The 19,938-nt window shown below is 45.0% G+C and carries 17 protein-coding genes; all 17 read right to left on the bottom strand.

Annotated features, from left to right (window positions below; genetic code table 11):
- Nucleotide 1: 1 nt before the first annotated feature.
- A complete protein-coding gene (locus tag OM978_RS07555) occupies nt 2-661 on the bottom strand; it encodes an acetyltransferase (protein ID WP_264346235.1) in 660 nt (219 codons plus the stop codon).
- Entirely contained in the window at nt 655-1,740 is a 1,086-nt protein-coding gene (gene neuB / locus OM978_RS07550) for an N-acetylneuraminate synthase (protein ID WP_264346234.1), read from the bottom strand. Before neuB ends, OM978_RS07555 begins: the two co-directional genes overlap by 7 nt.
- On the bottom strand, nt 1,741-2,907 hold the full coding sequence (neuC, locus tag OM978_RS07545) for a UDP-N-acetylglucosamine 2-epimerase (protein WP_264346233.1): 1,167 nt from the start codon (nt 2,905-2,907) through the stop codon (nt 1,741-1,743).
- Nucleotides 2,894-4,051: a LegC family aminotransferase gene (locus tag OM978_RS07540; protein WP_264346232.1), complete on the bottom strand. Its 1,158-nt coding sequence runs from the start codon at nt 4,049-4,051 to the stop codon at nt 2,894-2,896. The genes neuC and OM978_RS07540 overlap by 14 nt, the downstream gene beginning before the upstream one ends.
- Nucleotides 4,052-4,059: 8 nt before the next feature.
- The gene (locus tag OM978_RS07535; protein ID WP_264346231.1) at nt 4,060-5,037 is read right to left on the bottom strand and encodes an NAD-dependent 4,6-dehydratase LegB; all 978 of its coding nucleotides are present in this window, start codon (nt 5,035-5,037) and stop codon (nt 4,060-4,062) included.
- Nucleotides 5,038-5,041: 4 nt separating this feature from the next.
- Nucleotides 5,042-7,873 carry a 6-hydroxymethylpterin diphosphokinase MptE-like protein gene (locus OM978_RS07530; RefSeq protein ID WP_264346230.1) on the bottom strand — a complete coding sequence of 944 codons (2,832 nt, stop codon included), beginning with the start codon at nt 7,871-7,873 and terminating at the stop codon, nt 5,042-5,044.
- A gap of 17 nt (nt 7,874-7,890) precedes the next feature.
- Nucleotides 7,891-8,190: a hypothetical protein gene (locus tag OM978_RS07525; protein WP_264346229.1), complete on the bottom strand. Its 300-nt coding sequence runs from the start codon at nt 8,188-8,190 to the stop codon at nt 7,891-7,893.
- Nucleotides 8,190-8,630: a flagellar export chaperone FliS gene (gene fliS, locus OM978_RS07520; protein WP_264346228.1), complete on the bottom strand. Its 441-nt coding sequence runs from the start codon at nt 8,628-8,630 to the stop codon at nt 8,190-8,192. The genes OM978_RS07525 and fliS overlap by 1 nt, the downstream gene beginning before the upstream one ends.
- Nucleotides 8,631-8,642: 12 nt before the next feature.
- A complete protein-coding gene (gene fliD, locus OM978_RS07515; RefSeq protein ID WP_264346227.1) occupies nt 8,643-10,103 on the bottom strand; it encodes a flagellar filament capping protein FliD in 1,461 nt (486 codons plus the stop codon).
- Nucleotides 10,104-10,117: 14 nt separating this feature from the next.
- Nucleotides 10,118-10,522: a flagellar protein FlaG gene (locus tag OM978_RS07510; protein ID WP_264346226.1), complete on the bottom strand. Its 405-nt coding sequence runs from the start codon at nt 10,520-10,522 to the stop codon at nt 10,118-10,120.
- An 86-nt stretch (nt 10,523-10,608) separates the two neighbouring features.
- Nucleotides 10,609-11,436 carry a flagellin gene (locus tag OM978_RS07505; protein WP_264346225.1) on the bottom strand — a complete coding sequence of 276 codons (828 nt, stop codon included), beginning with the start codon at nt 11,434-11,436 and terminating at the stop codon, nt 10,609-10,611.
- A gap of 328 nt (nt 11,437-11,764) precedes the next feature.
- The gene (locus OM978_RS07500; protein ID WP_264346224.1) at nt 11,765-12,592 is read right to left on the bottom strand and encodes a flagellin; all 828 of its coding nucleotides are present in this window, start codon (nt 12,590-12,592) and stop codon (nt 11,765-11,767) included.
- A gap of 238 nt (nt 12,593-12,830) precedes the next feature.
- A complete protein-coding gene (locus OM978_RS07495; protein WP_233008715.1) occupies nt 12,831-13,661 on the bottom strand; it encodes a flagellin in 831 nt (276 codons plus the stop codon).
- Nucleotides 13,662-13,911: 250 nt separating this feature from the next.
- A complete protein-coding gene (locus OM978_RS07490; RefSeq protein WP_264346223.1) occupies nt 13,912-14,742 on the bottom strand; it encodes a flagellin in 831 nt (276 codons plus the stop codon).
- A 304-nt stretch (nt 14,743-15,046) separates the two neighbouring features.
- Entirely contained in the window at nt 15,047-16,594 is a 1,548-nt protein-coding gene (locus tag OM978_RS07485) for a glycosyltransferase (RefSeq protein WP_264346222.1), read from the bottom strand.
- Nucleotides 16,595-16,624: 30 nt separating this feature from the next.
- Entirely contained in the window at nt 16,625-17,854 is a 1,230-nt protein-coding gene (gene flgL / locus OM978_RS07480) for a flagellar hook-associated protein FlgL (protein ID WP_264346221.1), read from the bottom strand.
- The gene (gene flgK, locus OM978_RS07475) at nt 17,854-19,881 is read right to left on the bottom strand and encodes a flagellar hook-associated protein FlgK (RefSeq protein ID WP_264346220.1); all 2,028 of its coding nucleotides are present in this window, start codon (nt 19,879-19,881) and stop codon (nt 17,854-17,856) included. Before flgK ends, flgL begins: the two co-directional genes overlap by 1 nt.
- Nucleotides 19,882-19,938: the final 57 nt, after the last annotated feature.

The following is a 19,938-nucleotide window of genomic DNA, read 5'->3' as shown; positions in this document are numbered from 1 at the left end:
TTTATTTTTCTCCGCTGATTGCATGGGATAACTGGATCACAGCTGAAACACCACGCACTGTTGCATATGCAGCCAGGTCTTTGACCACTACTGTACTAGCACCCACCACTGCACCTGCCCCCATCTTAATGCCCTGAATGACAGTAGCTCCAGCCCCAACAAATACCTGTTCAGCCACAGTCACCTGGCCACAAAGCACGGCACCTGGAGCTATGTGGCTGTGCGATGCGATATCACAATCGTGTTCAATTAAAGCTCTGCTGTTGATAATCACATTATCGGCAATTTTGCTATCGGCTTGAATCACTGCTCCGGCCATGATTTGCACCCCCTGCCCCAGCTGGACGCTTGGACTAACCACAGCAGAAGGATGTACCAGATTGATAAACTCAAACCCCGCCTGACGGGCTTTGTTGAATAATGCATAACGCGCCAGAGAATGAGGCATCATGCCAACCCCATTCACCAATTTCACCTGCGCCGGATTGTATTTGTTGAGCACATCATCATCCCCCAACACGACCAATCCCCGCCATTGCTGAACTTGCTGTGCCCAAAGCAGCGGGCAACTCACTCCTAACACCTTGGTCTGCGTAAGTTGCAGCATCTCAAGCACCACTTTGGCATGACCACCAGCTCCAAGCAATATTACGCCTAGCATGACGGGTCCTGAGCGACAGGGTCCATCGCCTGATAAGATCGAGTCGCAGTCTGACCTAATAAATCCCAGTAATGAAGTGCTGCAGTACCGCTGCTGCTGCGTGCGCTGCTCAGGTTGTCTGCGGTAAAGAGCTGGCCTGCTACAATAGCGGTCTTCGCCACAAGGCGCTGCCTTACGACACGCTGAGTCTCCAACTCAACAGGGTATGGAGCTTTGATCCCTGACCCCATAAGTAACTCTACCCGTCGAATTTGCTGCACCATTTCTTTGAGCTCATAGGGGGTTAATGACGCCTTATGATCAGGGCCAGGCAAGTTACGATCTAAGGTAAAGTGTTTTTCAATAATACTAGCTCCGCGGGCAACAGCAGCCACTGGCACTAACAAGCCATCACTATGATCCGAATAGCCGACAGGCAACTGGAAACTATGGGCTAATGTGGTCATAGCAGCTAAATTCACCTGATCATCAGGGCAAGGATATTGAGAAGTGCAATGCAGCAAGGTCACCTGATCCCGCAGTTTCTGCTGAGCAACGGTACTGCTCCAGTTCTGCCAAATCTCGCGCAATCCTTTGGGAGGCTCTACTGACGTTGACGCATGAGCCACCACGGCCAGCGCTAATTCAATCTCCCCCAGAGTGGCCATGCCTGTTGACAGTATCAGTGGTTTGCCACTGCGTGCTGTTAACCACAACAAAGGCGCATTGGTCAGTTCGCCCGATGGAATTTTATAGCGCTTTAGCTGCATGCTCAGCAGAAACTCAGTGCTTGGCTGGTCGAAGCCTGTTGACATAAATTCAAGACCTGACTTTTCCGCATAGTCTTTTAACTGGTGGTGCAAACTCTGAGGTAATTCCAGTCGTTTGAGCATCTGCCATTGGCTTTCGCTGGCATCGGTCAACTCTTTTTGGTACTGAGCTTTTGGTGTTTGTCTGGTGGCTAATAAATCTGCCTGAAAGGTCTGAAATTTGACGGCGTCAGCACCCGCTTGCGCGGCGGCGTCAATCAAAGCAAAAGCTAAATCAGCATCGCCATTATGATTGACCCCAGCTTCAGCAATAACAAAGGTTTTGCTCATTTAACAGTCCTTGCCTGACGGCACATCATAGAATTTCTTTTGGCTGGAAAGTGGGATGGTTTTTAATAGTGACACCACTTTGTGACTCACTTCGCCATCACCGTAGGGATTACAGACTGCTGTGCAATCGAGTTGCAAAGCAGCGGCTATTGAGGTTTTTATTTCGGTCAGGTCATGGCCACAATGCAGTACAGAGCTCGCCGCCAACCGACCCGTCTGACGTTGCCCCACATTGACGCTGGGAACATGCAATGAAGGAACTTCAATCACCGCACTGGAAGAATTACCCACTACCACTTCTGCATGCCGCACTGCCGCCAAATAACGTGCCTGCCCAAGCGACGAAAACAACTTAATACGCTTGGGGTGCTGTTTTTTGGCCAGTTCAAGTTGCTCAATAATTAACCGGCCACCTTCATCCGCATTTGGATAAGTGCCAATCAGATACAGCGATTCAAAACTCAAACAGGCGTCCAGTACATTGCAAATAGCAGAGCTGGTACTGGCGATATCCTGAGTTTCAGGATGGTAAGTCAATAACAGGTAGTGTGCATCTGCAGACAGCCCCAGTTCTTTCAGCGTGTCTTGACGTGACCAGACCGTTTGCCTGGCTATGGCTTCAAGACCAGGTGCGCCCACACAAAATACCCGTTCAGGAGACTCACCTAACTGGATCACTCGTTGACGATACACCTCAGTCGAGGTTGCATGGTACTGGCTGAATTTTGTGATGGCATGCCGTATTGCATCATCATAAGCGCCTTCGGTCAGTTCACCACCGTGCAGATGAAACAACGGGATATGCATAAGCATCGCAGCCTGCGCCACTGCTAATGCCTCGTATCTATCGCCAAGCAACACTAACAAGTCTGGCTTAAGCCTCTGCAAGGCATCGGCAAAACCAATCAGTCCCAGCCCCATACTTTTTACCGTTGCTACCGCACTGTCTGCCGAAAGTAACATATCGATGCGTGCTGCAATCTCAAAACTATCCTGTTCTATCTGCTGCACCGTGTAGCCATACTCAGGTGATAAATGGCTGCCAGAGACAATCAGCTGCAACTCCAGCTCGTGATCGCTTTGTATTGCCCGTAACACATAATATAGCAAGCCATAATCAGCCCGGGTGCCTGTGAATACCGCAATCCGACGTTTATGAATGGTCATGCGACAAGCTCCTTACCGAACTGGGCAAATTAACCAAATACTCAGACAGATAGTCTGTTACAGCTAAGTTGCTGCGAATACAGTGCTGATACATGGCTAGTTGATGCATAGGTCGCCAGGCTGGGCGCAACATAATGCCCTGCTCTGCTGCGGTTTCAAGCAATTGTGTTTTTACTTCAGTTGAAGGACAAATCACTGCATTGAGCCAGTAGTTGGAGCGCGCATAAGGCGGCTCTTTGACACAACGAAACTCTGAGCCAGCAAAAAAATCCTGATACAAGGCTGCTATTTCGCGTTTATCGGCGATAAAACTATCCAGTTGTTCCAGTTGTCCGCAGCCCAGCGCCGCATTCAGATTTGGCATGCGGTAATTAAAGCCATAGTCGTCATGCACAAACTCATAACTATGTGGAACTTTGGCTGTGGTTGTCAGATGTTTCAGCGCTACACCATCGTCGTGGTTAGCACAAAGCACCATGCCACCACCACCCGTAGTAATAATTTTATTACCATTAAAACTTAAAGTGCCAAAACGGCCAAAAGTACCAGTGTGCCTGCCCTTGTACAAAGAACCCAGACTTTCAGCAGCATCTTCAATCAACACTAACTGCCATTGCTGGCAAAGTAGCAGCAACTCATCCAACTCAACCGGATGACCAAAAGTATGCATAGGTACAACAGCCCGCACCCGGCGATGAGTTTGGCGATGGATACAAGCTCCGTCCGTCAGTTCACACTCTTGCTGTAAAAACTCAGCCAGCGACTTTGGACATAACCCCAAACTCAATTCTGAGACGTCAACAAATACGGGATCTGCACCTGCCCAATGAATCGCATTACAGGTTGCGACAAAAGTAAATGACTGAGTCACTACCAAATCATGGTTCACCACGCCTGCTGCATACAAAGCGGCCTGCAAAGCTGCTGTGCCGTTCATCACTGCGACTGCTTTAGACGATTTGCAGTACGAAGCCATATCCGCTTCAAACCGATCAACATAAGCTCCAACACTGGAAACAAAAGTAGAATCTAAAGTGTGCTGCACATAAGCGGATTCTTGTCCGGCAAAGCGAGGTGCATGCAAAGGAATAAAATCCTTTGTCTGGTAAAGCTCTCGGATAAATTGAAACAAAGTCTGCTGCATCAGGGCTTCTACTTGTTGTATTGACTGGCTTTATAGCAGGCCAGATGTTCAGGCTGAGTGAACCATTCAATAGTGCGGCGCAGGCCTTGTGTTAAATCTACCGCAGGAGAAAAACCTGTGAGTTGTAACAGTTTGCTGTTATCGCCCCATAACCTGAACACTTCCGAGCCGGCTGGACGTAAACGTTGCTCGTCCATGACAAACTCAACCCCGCTTTGCATCAGATTGCGGATCAAATCTAAGGTATCTGCTACAGAAATCTCGTAATTCGAGCTGATGTTCACTGTCTCGCCAATAGCTGCATCACAACGGCTGAGCACTTCAAAACCAGCGCAGGTGTCCTGAACATAATTAAAATCACGGGTTGGGCTGGTGTCTCCCAACTTGATGAGTGTTGCACCGGTCGCGATTTGACTAATAATAGTTGGGATCACAGCGCGGGCCGACTGACGTGGGCCATAGGTATTAAAAGGCCGGACTATGGTAACCGGCAAATTAAAGGCATGGTAATAACTCATCGCCAAGGCATCAGCAGCAATCTTAGAGGCGCTGTAAGGTGACTGGGCTTGCAGCGGATGTTTTTCATCAATAGGCACATACTGTGCTGTGCCATAAACTTCACTGGTAGATGTTTGTAAAAACCGTTTTACTCCATGTTTCAGTGCAGCCTGACACATATTCAAGGTACCGTTGACGTTGGTCTCGATATAACTTTGTGGTGCACTGTACGAATAAGGAATAGCGATCAGCGCTGCTAAGTGAAAAACAACCTCAATCCCCTGGCACAACGCATCACAAAAAAAGGCATCCCGCACATCACCATAATGAATTTCAAGCGCCGGATGTGCAAAACCATCCAGCCAGCCTGCCGAGTTAAACGAGTTATATTGAGCTAATGCGCGAACCTGATAGCCTTTCTCGAGTAGGTATTCCACCAGATGAGAACCGATAAAACCATCGGCACCTGTAACCAAAACTTTTTTCATCTGGTTATCCTTGTGTTACTGGTTTAAACAAGTACTGAACACTGACGCCATCAAACTCAAAGGGCTCCTGAATGTAATAAGTCTGACCATCCTGCAAATAGCTGCGCCATACGGCCAATACCTGATTGAATGTCTGCAAAAACTCAACGTTGTCTTCAGTAATGTTTGCCGCTAATTTTGTCAGTACACCAGCAATGTAATTTGCGCTACCGTGAAAAAGACAAAAGGTGATGTCATTGTCTTTCACTGCTCTTTTACGCAAGAACTGCCACTGCTTTTCAACCAAATCGGTAGCATCTTCTTTGTTTTCTGCATCCTGTTGCAGTATGTCAAGCCACTGCTGCATTGAAGACTCAAACACAGCAGAATCAAATTGTGCATAGATGTGCTCAGCTAACTCAGGGAAAGCTGGGAAGTAAGCAGTGGTCAGCAGTCCTGCCAACTCCTCCCCTTTGTCTTTAACACCAGAGGCCTCAAGCAAAATATTTTCTGGTTGCAAAGCAATGGTTCCTTTAATTTTTACACCATCGCTGCAGTTATAAACTTCAATTTTACGGCCGGCCTTGGATATAGCTTGTTCCAGTAATTTCCGCGACACATCAAATTCCGGTTTGGTGTACACCATAGGCCGAAAATTACCGACTGAAGGAACTCCACCGCCATGACGTAGCTGGTAGTTATACACCTGCGAACCGTCAGCTTTGTAATACGCTGAATGCTGGGAATGGTGTTGATTAATATCGATAAAACCTAAATCGACACCAAAAAGATAAAAGTGTTTAAAACCTAATTTGATGGCGTAATTCATCACCAAATTAGTCACTGTTGGGTATGCATAAGCCAAGGAGGCAACGTTAAAACCACGCTTTTTCAGGCCATTGTGAAACACATAAGTTGACGCCTCTCCATCTTTAAAACACAACAGTGTTTCTTTGAATAAAGCGGCAGTATCAGGGTGAATACCGTTTACGCTGAGCAAATGAATATCTTTTAGATAATCCGTGTCATCAATTTGAGTGATCCAGTCAAAAGTAGCTCTGTTTTGTTCTATTTCGGCGTGGAAATCAGGCTTGATACCATTCCTGTGGAGAGATCTAAGTGCAGTACCACAGCTGATCACAATAACCTGATCCCTGTACTCTTTTAGGTAGTCAAAACAGTGGTCCAGGCTCGGACCGTTACCCACCACAAAAACAGGTAAATTCAGCGCCACATGGTTTTTGTATCCAGCATTACTATGTTGTAAAAACCGTTGTCCACTAAAGATGCTGTGATGAGTGTGTGCAATACCAAAACGGGCGTGATCGTAGTATTCACCGAGAGCCAGTACGACTTTTAACTCTGACCGTAAATCACTTATAGCTTTTTGCATCCCAATATTAAAGTAGGTGCTGAGCATATAGGTATCAGCAATAGAATAAGCACCTATCTGATAAAACTGCGCCATCAGATCATAAAAGTAATGACTGCCATCACCACCTAAATTCAGATAGATCCGACCTTCAGCGCCATCTGCTTTGGCAAAAATACCAGCCCAGTCAGTCACCCACAAACTGGCTGCGAAAAAGTCCAGATTGGGTTCACAAATAAATAAATTCTTAATCTGATGCTGCTCTGTCAGCCGTTCAATATGTTTACCTAAAGCCACGCCAAAAATAATTAACGTATTAACCACAACAGGCAGTTGGCTTTGCTGGTTCAGAGCTTTATCAATCAGTGGTTGCAGCTCGGCAACTTTTGAGAAATGCAAATAGCTTTTATATTTAGAGCTGGATCGCTGATTAAGCACCACATCATCCTTAAATGGATGATTGACAAAATACTCAACCAATTCCGCCGATTCAGCTTCAAGATCCTGATGAAGCAACGCATTACGCTTCAGATGGTACAGATTAGGATTGCCTTGCTGGTCTGAGACCAGTTGCCATGCTCGTGTTTTATGCTCAACCATAGCTTTGTGCACTTTGGGGTAAAATTTTTGCAACGCTTCCATATTGGCATCGTACAACGCCTGCGCCTGCTCTGTTTTGTAATCCTGAGGTTTGTAATGGCCTAATAAATTACCGGCACGCTCTGACACGTAATCAGCATAGTCTTTGTATTCGGCGAACTGGTGGCCAGTATGAGTCAAGGCCTCTTTATTACCGGAATGCTGCAACAGGTAGCGAATGACATCATCCATCATAGGGTGAAACTGATGACGATAAACAAAAACCTTATCGAGCTTTGGATCAAACTCCAGTAACTCTGTTAATTCAGAGGGTACAGCAGTAGCGTCAGACCCTATTTGCAAAAAGATATGAGTGCCCATGCTGGTGGCTGTATCAAGCAACTGTTGCCAGTTATTCGCCTGAGCTGAACAGAGCAAAATATCTGCATTAGGTTCATACACCACAAGGTAACGAATACGGCTGTTCATCACCAACTCATTCAGGTGATAACCTAAACCAAGACCAAACACCAAAAGCACATCGACTTGGGCAGGCAAAGGCTGGTGGCGCCAGGTCAAATCATCTTGTTTGTCTTGCAGATTAAAATAGGCAGCGTGAGAGTAATACTCTTGCACCTCAGCCATCACTTCCTGTTTAGCAGTACTTTGATAAAACACCCGGCCAGTGGCGAAGTCGACAATATTTAGTTCAGCATCTTTAGTACAGAATAACGAATATTGCTGCACTTCGTGGTCATTAATGATGCCGACTAAGCTTGGGATATTTTGCCGGAAAGCGTCAATGTTCTGACGAATGTTGCGAGCTATGGTCGCAGAGACTTGTTTTTCCAGAGCTTCTTGCTGGTCAGCATTATCGAGGATTTGGTAATTGATATATTTCAGCATAAAGGTCTGGCACCTGCTTAATTATTGTCTCCGTAGCTTTGATGCGCCTTTTTACCTTTGCGTAATTGCAACATCCTGACAGCTACAGTACTTCTCTCGGAAGTGACTTGTTCAGTGATAAGACTAACCCACTGCAAGTTATCTGCCAATATACTTTGTAAATCAGGTGTTTGTTGGGGGGGTTCACAGAGTTGACGCAGCAGTTGATCAAACTCTTGCCAATGAAGAGCGAAGTCTTCAGTGGAATATTCTTCTTGCGCCAGCAACTCGATAATTTGCTGGCGTTTGGCCTGTAACAGAACAACTAAATCCGTCATTAAGCCGATGCCAATGCCGACTGACCTTGACGCTCAGCCAGCATCTGGAAGCCTTTTTGCCGTTCTTCCACCGGAATTGCATCCCAGCCGGATTTAATCTTGATCATAATTTCAATCACATCATCTACTTTCGCAGGGCTGCTTTCACGGCTGGCCTGCATTAAGTGATTGACCATAAAATCGTATAACGACCATAAATTCTGTGACACTTCTCCACCAACATCCATATCCAGAGAATGTTGCAAGGCGGAAATAATGCTCATGGCTTTTGAAACAGTACGGGATTTTTCGGCAAAATCTTTACGTTCCATGGCACCTTTGGCTTTGGCCATATTTTCCAGTGAGCCCTGCATTAATAGCTGAATAATACGATGCGGATCCGCAACAGCTAAATCATCTTTTATGCCTACAGATTTGTAAGCCTTAATACCGTAACTCATAGCAAGCTCCTGTTAACTACCATATCGTGGCAGGTTTGCCAATTGTTGCACCAGATAGCTGGAGGTACTTTGTAATTGACCCAAAGTGGAATCCAAAGCTCCATAACGCTGACGCAAGGTTTCTTCGTAGCTCACTATATATCGTTCGAAGGCCTCACGATCTTTAGTATTTTTTTTCAGTTGGTCTTTCAGTGAGGTTTCTTTGTTCACTAATAAGCCATCTCGGTCGGTAAACTGCGAAATCACTTTATCCAACGACTTGGTAATACCACCTGAAGCACCAAATAAGTCTGCAATTTTATCGTAGTTATTTTCCAGCGCATCATCAAAACGTTCACGACCGGAATCTGCCCCGTATTGCCTTGTGCTGGAGATTTCCATTTTGCCTTGATCATTAAAGGTAATACCTAAAGCATATAAGTTATTCAGCTCCTGGCCACCCGATGAAAAAGCACTGCCTAAGGTTTTAGTCACCTGGCTCATAATGCTGCGAACCATAGGGTCACTGCTTAAAGCCCCGCCTTCCGCTACAACAGTTTTGCCATCATCACCTATAGTACGGTTTTTAGTTAAACTGTTTACTTCAGTCAACAAGCCATTGTAGGCATCCATAAAAGCTTTGATTTTCTCTTCAGCTGCTTTTTTGTCTGTCGCGATAGTTAAAGTTGCGTTGTTACCGTCAGGTGTTACAGCTGACACAGTTAGCTCAGTATCTTGTATCGCATTTTTAAAGGTGTTATTTTCGCTGAAAACACTAATACCATCGATCACTACTTCAGCATCACCAGCTTCAATAGCTACATCAAGACCACCAGAAACAGGGTCGCTGCTGCCAAAAGCCTGAGTTGAAAGACTGTCCAAAGCTGCATTGTCATTGGTGATTTTTAATTCATTGCCTTCGCCAGTGATGGACGATGTCAGCACTAACTTAGTACCTACACCATCGCCAGCATTTATAATGTTGGCACTGACACCAAAATTACCACTGGCATTGTTTACCGCTTTACGGAATTCATCCAGGGTCATATTGGCTTTGACGTTTACATCAAAGGTTTTACCATCAGCTTCGAAGGTAAGCTTACCTGCAGTAGTACTAACAACTGAAGATGAGCTGGTATATGCATTATTCGCGCTTTCAATCCGGCTTCCCGTTGCCAGCGCTTTGACTTTAATATCAAAATTACCTGGGGCAGCAGTACTGCTGGATGTGGCTTCCAGATAAGTTTTAGTATCTGTAGGTTGTTTAATACTAGTAGTACGAGCCCGGAGTTTATCGTCCCCCAAAGCCGTCAAAGTATCTTTAAATTTTGTCAAGGCTGATTTGAGTTTGCCAAAACCAGAAAGAGATGAATCCAGCTCCTTTTTTGTCGCATCAAGACGAGTTTCTTTAGTGTTTCGTTCCACAGTAACCAACTGTGTAACCAGACTTTCAAGATCAAGCCCTGATGCTGCACCTAACGACCGGATCGCCATGATTCATCCTCTCTTTATATCGTTTTATCGAACATCAAACCCGTCGCAGAGCCCAAATCTTCCTGTAATCTCTTGATTGCTTTAGCCATAGTCAGTACTTCTTCAGACGGGATCTGACGAATCACTTCTTTGGTCTCGAAATCAATCACTTTTACTACAGGTTTACCGGACTCTTCATCGACTGAAAAATTTAAAGTACGTCCCTGAGAATTAACAAACTGGTTAATATTCTCAACAGCTTCACCTAATTCGTCCGTAGTCACAGCTTGCTCTGCTTGCGCAGGATCAGTCTTTGCTTTAGATTCTGGCGTCACTGTATCAGGATCACTTTTCATTTTGTTCAGCTCAACTGCACTACTCGCAGCAGCTTTGGGGGCTGTTGGCTGATAACCAAAATTACCCGTAATTACTGAACTCATTTGCATCTACCTCTGTATCGGCAAAACTGGCGAAGACTTTAATAATGAGTCTTCGCCGTTCTTAGTCTTTACCTAAAAGGCCACTATTAACCTAATAAGGATAGTGCAGTTTGAGGTCTGGTGTTAGCCTGAGACAGGATAGTTGTACTGGCCTGTTGCAATATCTGTGCCCGGGTTAATTCAGCTGTTTCTTTAGCAAAATCTGTATCGCGGATCTGGCTACGGGCAGATGACACGTTCTCAACGATGTTGCTTAAGTTACGGATTGTAGATTGGAAGCGGTTTTGTAACGCACCCAAATCTGCCCGTGCTGAGTCGATCGTTTTGATTGCACTGTCGATACTTGCTAATGCTGCAGATGCGCCACCAACAGAAGAAACAGATAACGTATTCAGGCCTAAACCTGAAGTACCATAACCACCACCTGTACGGGACAGGTTGATGCTGATAGTTTGGCCTGCGTTAGCACCAACCAGGAATTTTGCTGAGAAGTTACCTTTCAGTAAGTCAATGTTACCAAACTGAGTGTTCTGAGCAATACGGCTGATTTCAGTTTTTAACGCTGAAACTTCTTTTTGTAACGCAACACGGTCAGCTGAACCGTTGATACCGTTTTGTGATTGTACTGCTAATACACGGATACGTTGTAATGAAGTTGTAATTTCATCCATCGCACCTTCAGCAACCTGAGCCACTGAAATACCGTCGTTTGCGTTACTGATAGCTTGGTTTAAGCCGTTGATTTGGCTGGTTAAACGGTTACTGATCTGTAAGCCTGCAGAGTCATCAGCAGCGCTATTGATACGAAAACCAGAAGATAAACGTTTGTATGAGGTATCCAGTGCATTGCCAGATGTTAATAACTGACGCTGTGCGTTTAACGCGGATACGTTGGTGTTTACTGCTAAAGCCATAAGTCACTCCTTAAAGTCGCGACGGGTCTGCAAACCCTGGACACAACCTTTATTGTTAAGCGGAACCCCGCAATTCTCGCCAAACTGCAATTTGGCTTAACTAGCTATCGGCAAGCAACTTCAGGACTTTAGTAAAAAAAGGCAATTTTTTTCCAACAAGCGGCAATTAATTTCACTTTTCTTTATTTTTCATAAAGTTACATAGTGAATTATTTTTAAAAATAAATAAGAATTTTGTATTTTTTTGCATTTTGAAAAAAAAAGCAAAAAAAAACGGACCCTTGTGGGGTCCGTTTTTATCACCATGTCATCAAGGCCGGGTTTTAAATTAACCTAACAGTGACAAGGCTGCCTGTGGACGCTGATTCGCCTGAGACAGGATAGTAGTACTGGCCTGTTGCAGGATCTGCGAACGAGTCAACTCTGCGGTTTCTTTAGCAAAATCAGTATCTCTGATCCGGCTACGCGCTGATGAAACGTTCTCCACAATGTTACTCAGGTTACGAATTGTAGATTGGAACCGGTTTTGTAAAGCACCCAGATCCGCTCTTGTGCTATCGATAGTTTTGATTGCACTATCGATGCTGGCTAATGCAGCTGAAGCACCACTGACACTGGATATCGACAAAGTACTGATACCCAGGCCTGAAGCTCCGTAACCACCACCAGTGCGTGACAAGTTCACGCTGATATTTTGTCCGGCATTGGCTCCAACCAGGAACTTGGCGGAGAACTTACCATCCAGAAGCTTAATGCCCCCGAACTGAGTTGTAGTTGCAATGCGGCTGATTTCCGTTTTCAGCGCTGATACTTCTTTTTGCAATGCAACACGGTCTGCCGAACTGTTGATACCATTTTGCGACTGTACTGCCAGTACCCGGATACGCTGCAGAGAGTTAGTAATCTCATCCATCGCACCTTCAGCCGTCTGTGACAGTGAAATACCGTCATTGGCGTTACTGATTGCCTGATTCAAACCATTGATTTGACTAGACAAACGGTTACTAATCTGTAAGCCCGCCGCATCATCAGCAGCGCTGTTGATACGAAAACCTGATGATAAACGCTTAAACGATGTATCTAATGAACCGCCAGAATTAATTAACTGACGTTGTGCGTTCAAAGCTGATACGTTGGTATTGACATATAATGACATGGTGTCATCCTCCGGTTAGTAAATAAGTAGCCATAAAGCCTTTCCTTTTTTCCTTTGGCAGGAGCTCCTCGCTATAGGTGCGTCAGAGCAGTGCCATAAAGTTGGTCGTACGGTTCAGGCGCCCAATGCCTTCCTAAACCAGTGCTATTCGTTTTGTACCCGCTGTATTTGATGCTTTTGTCGCTTCAACCAGCTTGGGTAGACTCAGTCGCTGAACTTAGAAGTTCTGTCTACTCTGTTAACCCTGTAACAGTGACAACGCTGACTGCGGTCTTTGATTTGCCTGCGATAAGATGGTGGTACTGGCCTGTTGCAGTATCTGCGCTCTGGTCAGTTCAGCCGTTTCTTTCGCGAAATCTGTATCTTTAATCCGACTGCGTGCAGCGGATATGTTTTCCACAATGTTCGACAAGTTGCGTATCGTGGATTGGAAGCGGTTTTGAATCGCACCCAGATCGGCTCGCTTAGAGTCGATGACGTTGATCGCACTGTCGATTTGCGCAAGAGCTCTGGACGCGCCGGCTAAACTACTGATACTTAAGCCAGCTATACCTAATCCAGATGCACCATATCCACCACCAGTCCTGGAGATATTCACACTGATGGTCTGGCCTGCATTTGCCCCCACCAGGAAAGTCGATGAATATTTCCCATCAAGCAATTTCACACCACCAAACTGAGTGGTTGTGGCGATACGACTGATTTCAGTCTTTAACGCCGATACTTCTTTTTGCAGCGCCACGCGATCCGCCGAACTGTTGATACCGTTCTGCGATTGCACTGATAAAACCCTGATGCGCTGCAACGCATTGGTAATCTCATCCATGGCCCCTTCTGCCACCTGGGATAAAGAAATGCCGTCATTGGCGTTTCTGATCGCCTGATCCAGGCCCTGTATCTGGGCGGTCAGGCGGTTGCTGATCTGCAAACCAGCCGCGTCATCTGCTGCGCTATTGATGCGAAAGCCAGACGAAAGACGCTGAAATGATGTATCAAGGGTTTTACCCGAGTTTATAAGTTGCCTCTGCGCATTCAGCGCCGAGACATTGGTATTTACAAATAACGCCATAACTTTTCTCCTGAGCGTTTATTGAATAAAAAGTGGATACGTCATTTTATATTTAATCTAATCCACTCAAATACTGTATCGGCATACAATATTGTTTCTTTAGCAATTTAATAAATTATTTTAAAAACAAACATTCCACTATTGGACACAAATAAAAAAGGCCATACGGTAAAGCCGTATGGCCAAAGAGCATAAAGCTCAGGAGTCGTACTAAAGATCGATTCAATATGTAGTAGTTATTGTTGAATAATTAACCTTGTAATAAAGACAGTGCTGCCTGCGGTCTTTGATTTGCCTGGGACAGAATGGTAGTACTGGCCTGCTGCAGAATCTGCGCACGAGTTAAATCAGCTGTCTCTTTTGCGAAGTCTGTATCTTTGATACGGCTTCGTGCTGCTGAAATATTTTCGACAATGTTAGATAAGTTACGGATTGTTGACTGGAAGCGGTTTTGAATCGCACCTAAGTCTGCCCGCTTGGAGTCAATCACGTTAATAGCACTGTCTATGCTTGCTAATGCCCGGGATGCGCCAGCTAAACTGCTGATACTTAAGCCTGCAATACCCAAACCTGAGGAACCAAAACCACCTCCAGCTCGCGATATATTGACGCTGATCGTCTGGCCTGCGTTGGCACCCACCAGGAAGGTTGATGAGTATTTTCCATCCAGTAACTTCACACCACCAAACTGAGTTGTTGCTGCAATCCGGCTGATTTCAGCCTTTAATGCTGAGACTTCTTTTTGCAGTGCAATACGGTCACTGGAACTGTTGATACCATTTTGTGACTGCACTGCAAGTACACGAATTCGTTGTAAGGCGTTGGTAATTTCATCCATCGCGCCTTCAGCAACCTGAGACAATGAAATACCATCGTTAGCATTTCTTATTGCTTGATCCAAACCATTAATCTGGCTTGTTAAACGGTTACTGATTTGTAAGCCTGCAGCATCATCTGCAGCACTATTGATACGGAAACCTGAAGATAAACGTTGAAACGCTGTATCTAATGATTTGCCTGAATTGATTAGTTGCCTTTGGGCATTTAACGCCGAAACGTTAGTATTAACAAATAAAGCCATGGTATATCTCCTGAGTTTTTTTATTTTGCAGAGTAATTATTTTATTGTTCCCTGCTTAATTACTGTATCGACGTCAGGAGGTTTTTCTTGAGGAATTTATTTAATTTTATTGAATAAATTTATAAGGTTACGTTGTTTTATTGCGGGTATTTTTGCAGCTAACTATAGTATCGGCATCCAACTTCAGAACTTTAGTACAAATGCTATTTTTATCGCCATTTAAGCTAAAAATTCGGGTCAGTGTAAAATTAAAAGACCGATTTAATTTTACACTGACCCGAATGAAGATGTTGTGAGGCTGGGTTTAGTGCTGGAGTTGATAGATGTAACTGTCGTAATCGAGCAGCAGTTGTTGAACTATGGCAGAGGAGTCTGTAGCTTTTGCAGCAGCTTCAAGGCAAGTCTGGATATAAGCAGTTTCAAATTCTTCATCCGCCAGGTAGCGCTGAATAAACTCCAGTCGTTCCTTATCAGATGAAAATACAAAATCGTCACCTATATACTGATATACATCGCCATAAGCTTCTGTGAGCACAGGAATGCCAAGACTTAAGGCCTCAATAGCAGAAGTCCCGCCACCCTGGCGTTTTGGATTGAGCATAAAGTGGCAATTAGCAATAAGGTCTATGGCATTACTAACCCTGCCGCTAAAATAACTGCACGATTGTAATTCTGCAGGAAAGCCCTCAACTGCGTCAGGCCCAATCATCACAAAAGCAGCATGAGGAAACCTATGTTTAATAGCCAGTAAGGTTTCAATAAAGTCCGGACGCATTTCATGTTCAAGCCGGTAACCCACAACAGCAAATTTGAGTACTTTGTCTGTGACCTTGCTGCTTTTTATACAGTTAAACTTACGCAGCCGGAAAGGTAACTGACTGGTTAACACCGGATGAGTGATAGCTAAAGATTCCACTCGTTTTTGATCTTTTTCGGTCAGCTCACGATGCAGTACAGGCACTGCATGTAAAGGAGTGACTAAAGAGGTCACACAAGGCACATTTAGCACAGGCCGGCTTTGAGCGATAAACTCCAATACCGGGTTTAAACCACCAACACCAATAATAAAGCGTGGATTGATTTGGTTAATCAGGTTAACCAAATCGACCAAATGCTCGGTATCGTCCATTGGAGTCAGTTGCATAAAATCAAATAGTTGATCCCAACATTTCACAACAGATCCGCCGTCATGAGGCTGATGTTTACCCGTATCTAAATCAAATAGCATCTCTCCCTGAAAATATTCATTACGAACTGTGCCAAAAAATACCGGAGCAGGCATTGGATACACATAATGGCCAGACTTGGCTACGCTGGTACAACAAATCACCACTGGATGTTTCCCCATGGCTTTTAACGCACTGGCGTAATTTAGAATAGTCAGTGTAGGCCCATGCTGGGATGTGACAAACTGGTTGGTAAGTAGTAGCACGATCTCTTCATTACCATTGCCTAGCAAAGGGCTTACATAGCAATACTCTGCACTTTGCTGACAAAATTTCTCAATCATCACCCGGTATAAAGGAGCGTAATCATAAGCAAAAGACTGGCCTACAAAATTGGCCCGCATCAGTTGACTGTAAAACAAATACTGCTGCAGGAAAGGCAAAGCACTGAAGAGATTAAACAACTTCTGCCGATCAACATCTGTGTCACCGAGCAGCACTAGCTGTAATTTTCGCCATAAGATTAAAGGTACAGAATCAGGCTCGAAGGCTCGCAGAAGACAGAGTTTAGAATCAGGCTTCAGAGGTAAAAAATTGACGGTGTCCCAGTGATGAAATTCATTCACTGGCCAGTCAGTTGATTGTAAATATAGTTGGTCAAAACGGGCGAGTTCTTGCGCAAACATAAAGGGCTTCCTGCCAGGAAAATGTAATTATTAATTGATATAGTCAAATAAACTCAAGCCTGTGACCCGGTTAAAAGTAGCTTGCACCGCTTGTAATGCAGTTTCCTGTTTCACCAGCTCAGTAATACCTGTGCTGTAATCCAGTTCCACTACATCTGCTTTATGTGATTTAGTGGCGATCAGTACATCTTCATTGCTGCCAAAAATGCTTTCAATCACATTCAGACGTCCGCCTATAGAAGACATAGCTGAGTCGACTTTTGCCGAAGCGTTATCAATTTCGACCGTCGCATCCAAAATTCGCTCGTTCAGCGCATCGCCACTGTCGCCTGCTTCAATACCATTAATCAAATCAGTTAACGAATTCAGGATATTGGTTTTTTCTGGCGGCTGCAGACTAAAATCCACAGTGCCGCCTGGTGCAGCACCTGTTACATCAATAGCCAGACCGTTATAGTTTATAGCCTCCCCGGGGGTATAAACACCAGTCACCGGAGGGACCTGAGCGGCGCCATTACGCTGAATTTCGTAGTTAGATGGAGCAGAAAACACTACAGAAAAATCGTTATTCCCGGCCGTCAGCCCGTCGTAATTTTGTTTATAGAAATTATCAAATACACTTTGATTCGCCACTGTCACTTTCGCTGCTGTCACTGGAGCACCAAGGGTAGGGTCTGTCGTCTGGAACCTTTTGTCGACACTGTCAAAAATACTACGACCACTGTCATTGGCGGCAATAGATATCGATAACGACAGCTGAATAGATTTTTGACCTTCGTCACCGTTAAATTCATATTTACCTGTCGCGGTGTTCAGGTTGTAAGGCTGAGTTTGATCCTGAAAACCGGAAAATAAATACCCGCCCAGTTCGTCGCGGCGATTCATTAAATCAAACAGCTCATCACGGATGTTGGCCAACTGCCCGCCAATAGCCTTACGATCATTTTCATCGTAAGTACCATTACCTAAAGATAAAGTCAGCACGCGGGCTCTGTCCATCGCATTACGTATGCTGTCATGTACAGTTTCCTGTAACTCCAGACTGTTACGAGCCGCGGTGTTGTTACTCTGATACTGATTCGTTTGCTGAATATTAGCTTCAAGGCCTATAGCACGTGCTGCACCTGATGGATCATCAGCTGCAGTTAAAATTTTGGTCTGATTATTCAGCATTAAGCTTGCGGTCTGTAGCTTGTCCTGGGTACTTAAAATTGAATCCAGATTCTGGCTGTACTTCATATTAAAAGTGGTACGCATCATTACCTCGAAGCCTGCAACAGGGTGTCAAAAATTGTTTGTGAAGTTGACAAAATCTTAGCCGCTGCAGCATAAGTTTGTTGAAACCTGACCAGATCAGCAGCCTCTTCGTCGAGGCTGACACCGGATAAAGACTCATGCCATGCTGAGGTTTGTTCTAACAAAGATTTAGACGATGCCGCAGCAACCCGAGCCTGACTGGTTTGAGTACCCACAGTCCCTACCAACTCCGAATAAGCCTGATTAAACGTCTGGTACTTGTCTGCATTCGCTGTTGTTGCAGCGTTAATACGGACCATATCAGCATTCTGTAAATTCCCAAGCATCAGACCGTTTCTGTTATCTTCGAAACCACCGGTGTTGTAACTGATACTGAATGTATCGCCCACTTTCGGCACACCTTTAACAGAAAAATCAAAGCCAGCATCAGCAAAGTTGGTAGAACCACCTAATAAGTTCTGATAATCAGTACCAGCGAAGGTGATGGTTTCACTGACAACAGGGGCGCCGGAGTCTTCAATCAGAAACTGGTTATTACCTAAATAAGTGATAGAAATTGGGCCGTCTGTAAAGTTGGCCGGCTGCGATAATCTGTTACCTGTCTGCCCTACACTGCTTATGGTCAGTTTATCTATTTCTGCATTACCAATATTGGTCAGCGTTTTTTCACCTTTCAGTGGCGACGCCAGAGCAATAGCTTCAGGACGACTGGTCGCCAGACTGATATTCTGAGCCGCAATGCTTAAAGGTTTTAAATCAAACTTATCTCCGGCGGCAAAAGCTGGCGCGCCATTGGTTAAGGTAATGTTTAAGCCAAAAAAATCGTTGGTATCATCTGAGGTGACAGTCACAGGAAAGGTAACACCAGCACGGCTAATGGCTGTGCCTGGGATCACATTACCTGAAGCGTCTAAAGCTTCAACAGTAAAGGCATCGGCAGCGGTAAAGGTAATACGCACATCGTTAGCCGGAATATTTTTGCCTTGTCCAGGCACTACAGAGGCAGTAATTGCCCCGCTGCCGGTGTTGCTGCTAAAAGGCAAAGCGTTAAAGCCTGGTAATGTGAAAAGATTGCCACCTAAATTACCATCAGCATCCATACCTAAACGGTTTTGGGTGTTCATGGCATCGGTAAAGGCTAACGCCAGTTGACCTAACTCTCTTTGTGCCGGGTCCAGCACTTTAGTGCGGAACTCAAGCGATGCACCTATTTTTCCACCCAAATCAGTTTCAGAGATATTAATCACAACATTCTGATTGGTACCGGCCTTAAGCTGCAATGTTTTGCGGTTTGGATCAGGCTCGCCTGCCACGCTGAATAAATTAAACTTGCCGTTTTCAAGAACCAAAGACTGGCCACTGCCCAGAAAGACTTGTTTATCACCGTTTTCCGCATCCAATACATTGATATCCACCAGAGCAGACAGCTCCTTAATGGCCTGATCCCTTTTGTCGAGCAAGTCCAGCGGCGGTGGCTTAGCCGGGTTATTGCCGTAAGCCAGAATTTCCTGGTTTAATCGTGCTATCACTCCAATTTGCTCATTAGCATCTGCCGCATCCGTTTCCAGTTGCTGACTTAAATACTTATTTTGCGCTGTCATTTGAGTTGATAATGTATTGAATTTATTCAGTAAAGTTTGAGCTCCACCCATAACAAGCTGGCGTGAAGATGCATTTGTCGGATCGTTAATAGCAGTTTGCAACTGACTGAAAAAAGAAGACATACCTGTGGAGATACTGTTCGACTGATCAGACATTAACGTATCAACGCGGCCCGCTTCAGATAAATACTGGTTAGCGTAACTGACAGAGGAAACATCACGCCATAACTGCTTCTGGGCAAACTCGTTAACTAAACGTTCTGTCGTGCCCCGACCTACACCAAGCCCTAAGATATTGGATTCGAACTCTGTACGCTGTCTGGTGTAGCCTGGAGTATTCAGGTTGGCGATATTATTACTTGTGGTCGAAAGCAAAGCAGTACTTGCCAGTATGGCTGAGGTTCCAATCCGAAGTAAATTATCCGACATCTAAATCTCCAGTGATGCATCATGCATCTTAGCTTCGTTAACCGGCAGCACCGGCTA

The sequence above is a fragment of the Rheinheimera sp. MM224 genome, from assembly GCF_947090785.1.
Taxonomy (GTDB): Bacteria; Pseudomonadota; Gammaproteobacteria; order Enterobacterales; family Alteromonadaceae; genus Pararheinheimera.
The sequence above is the reverse complement of the archived record's forward strand: the minus strand, read 5'-3'. Positions and strand labels throughout refer to the sequence as shown.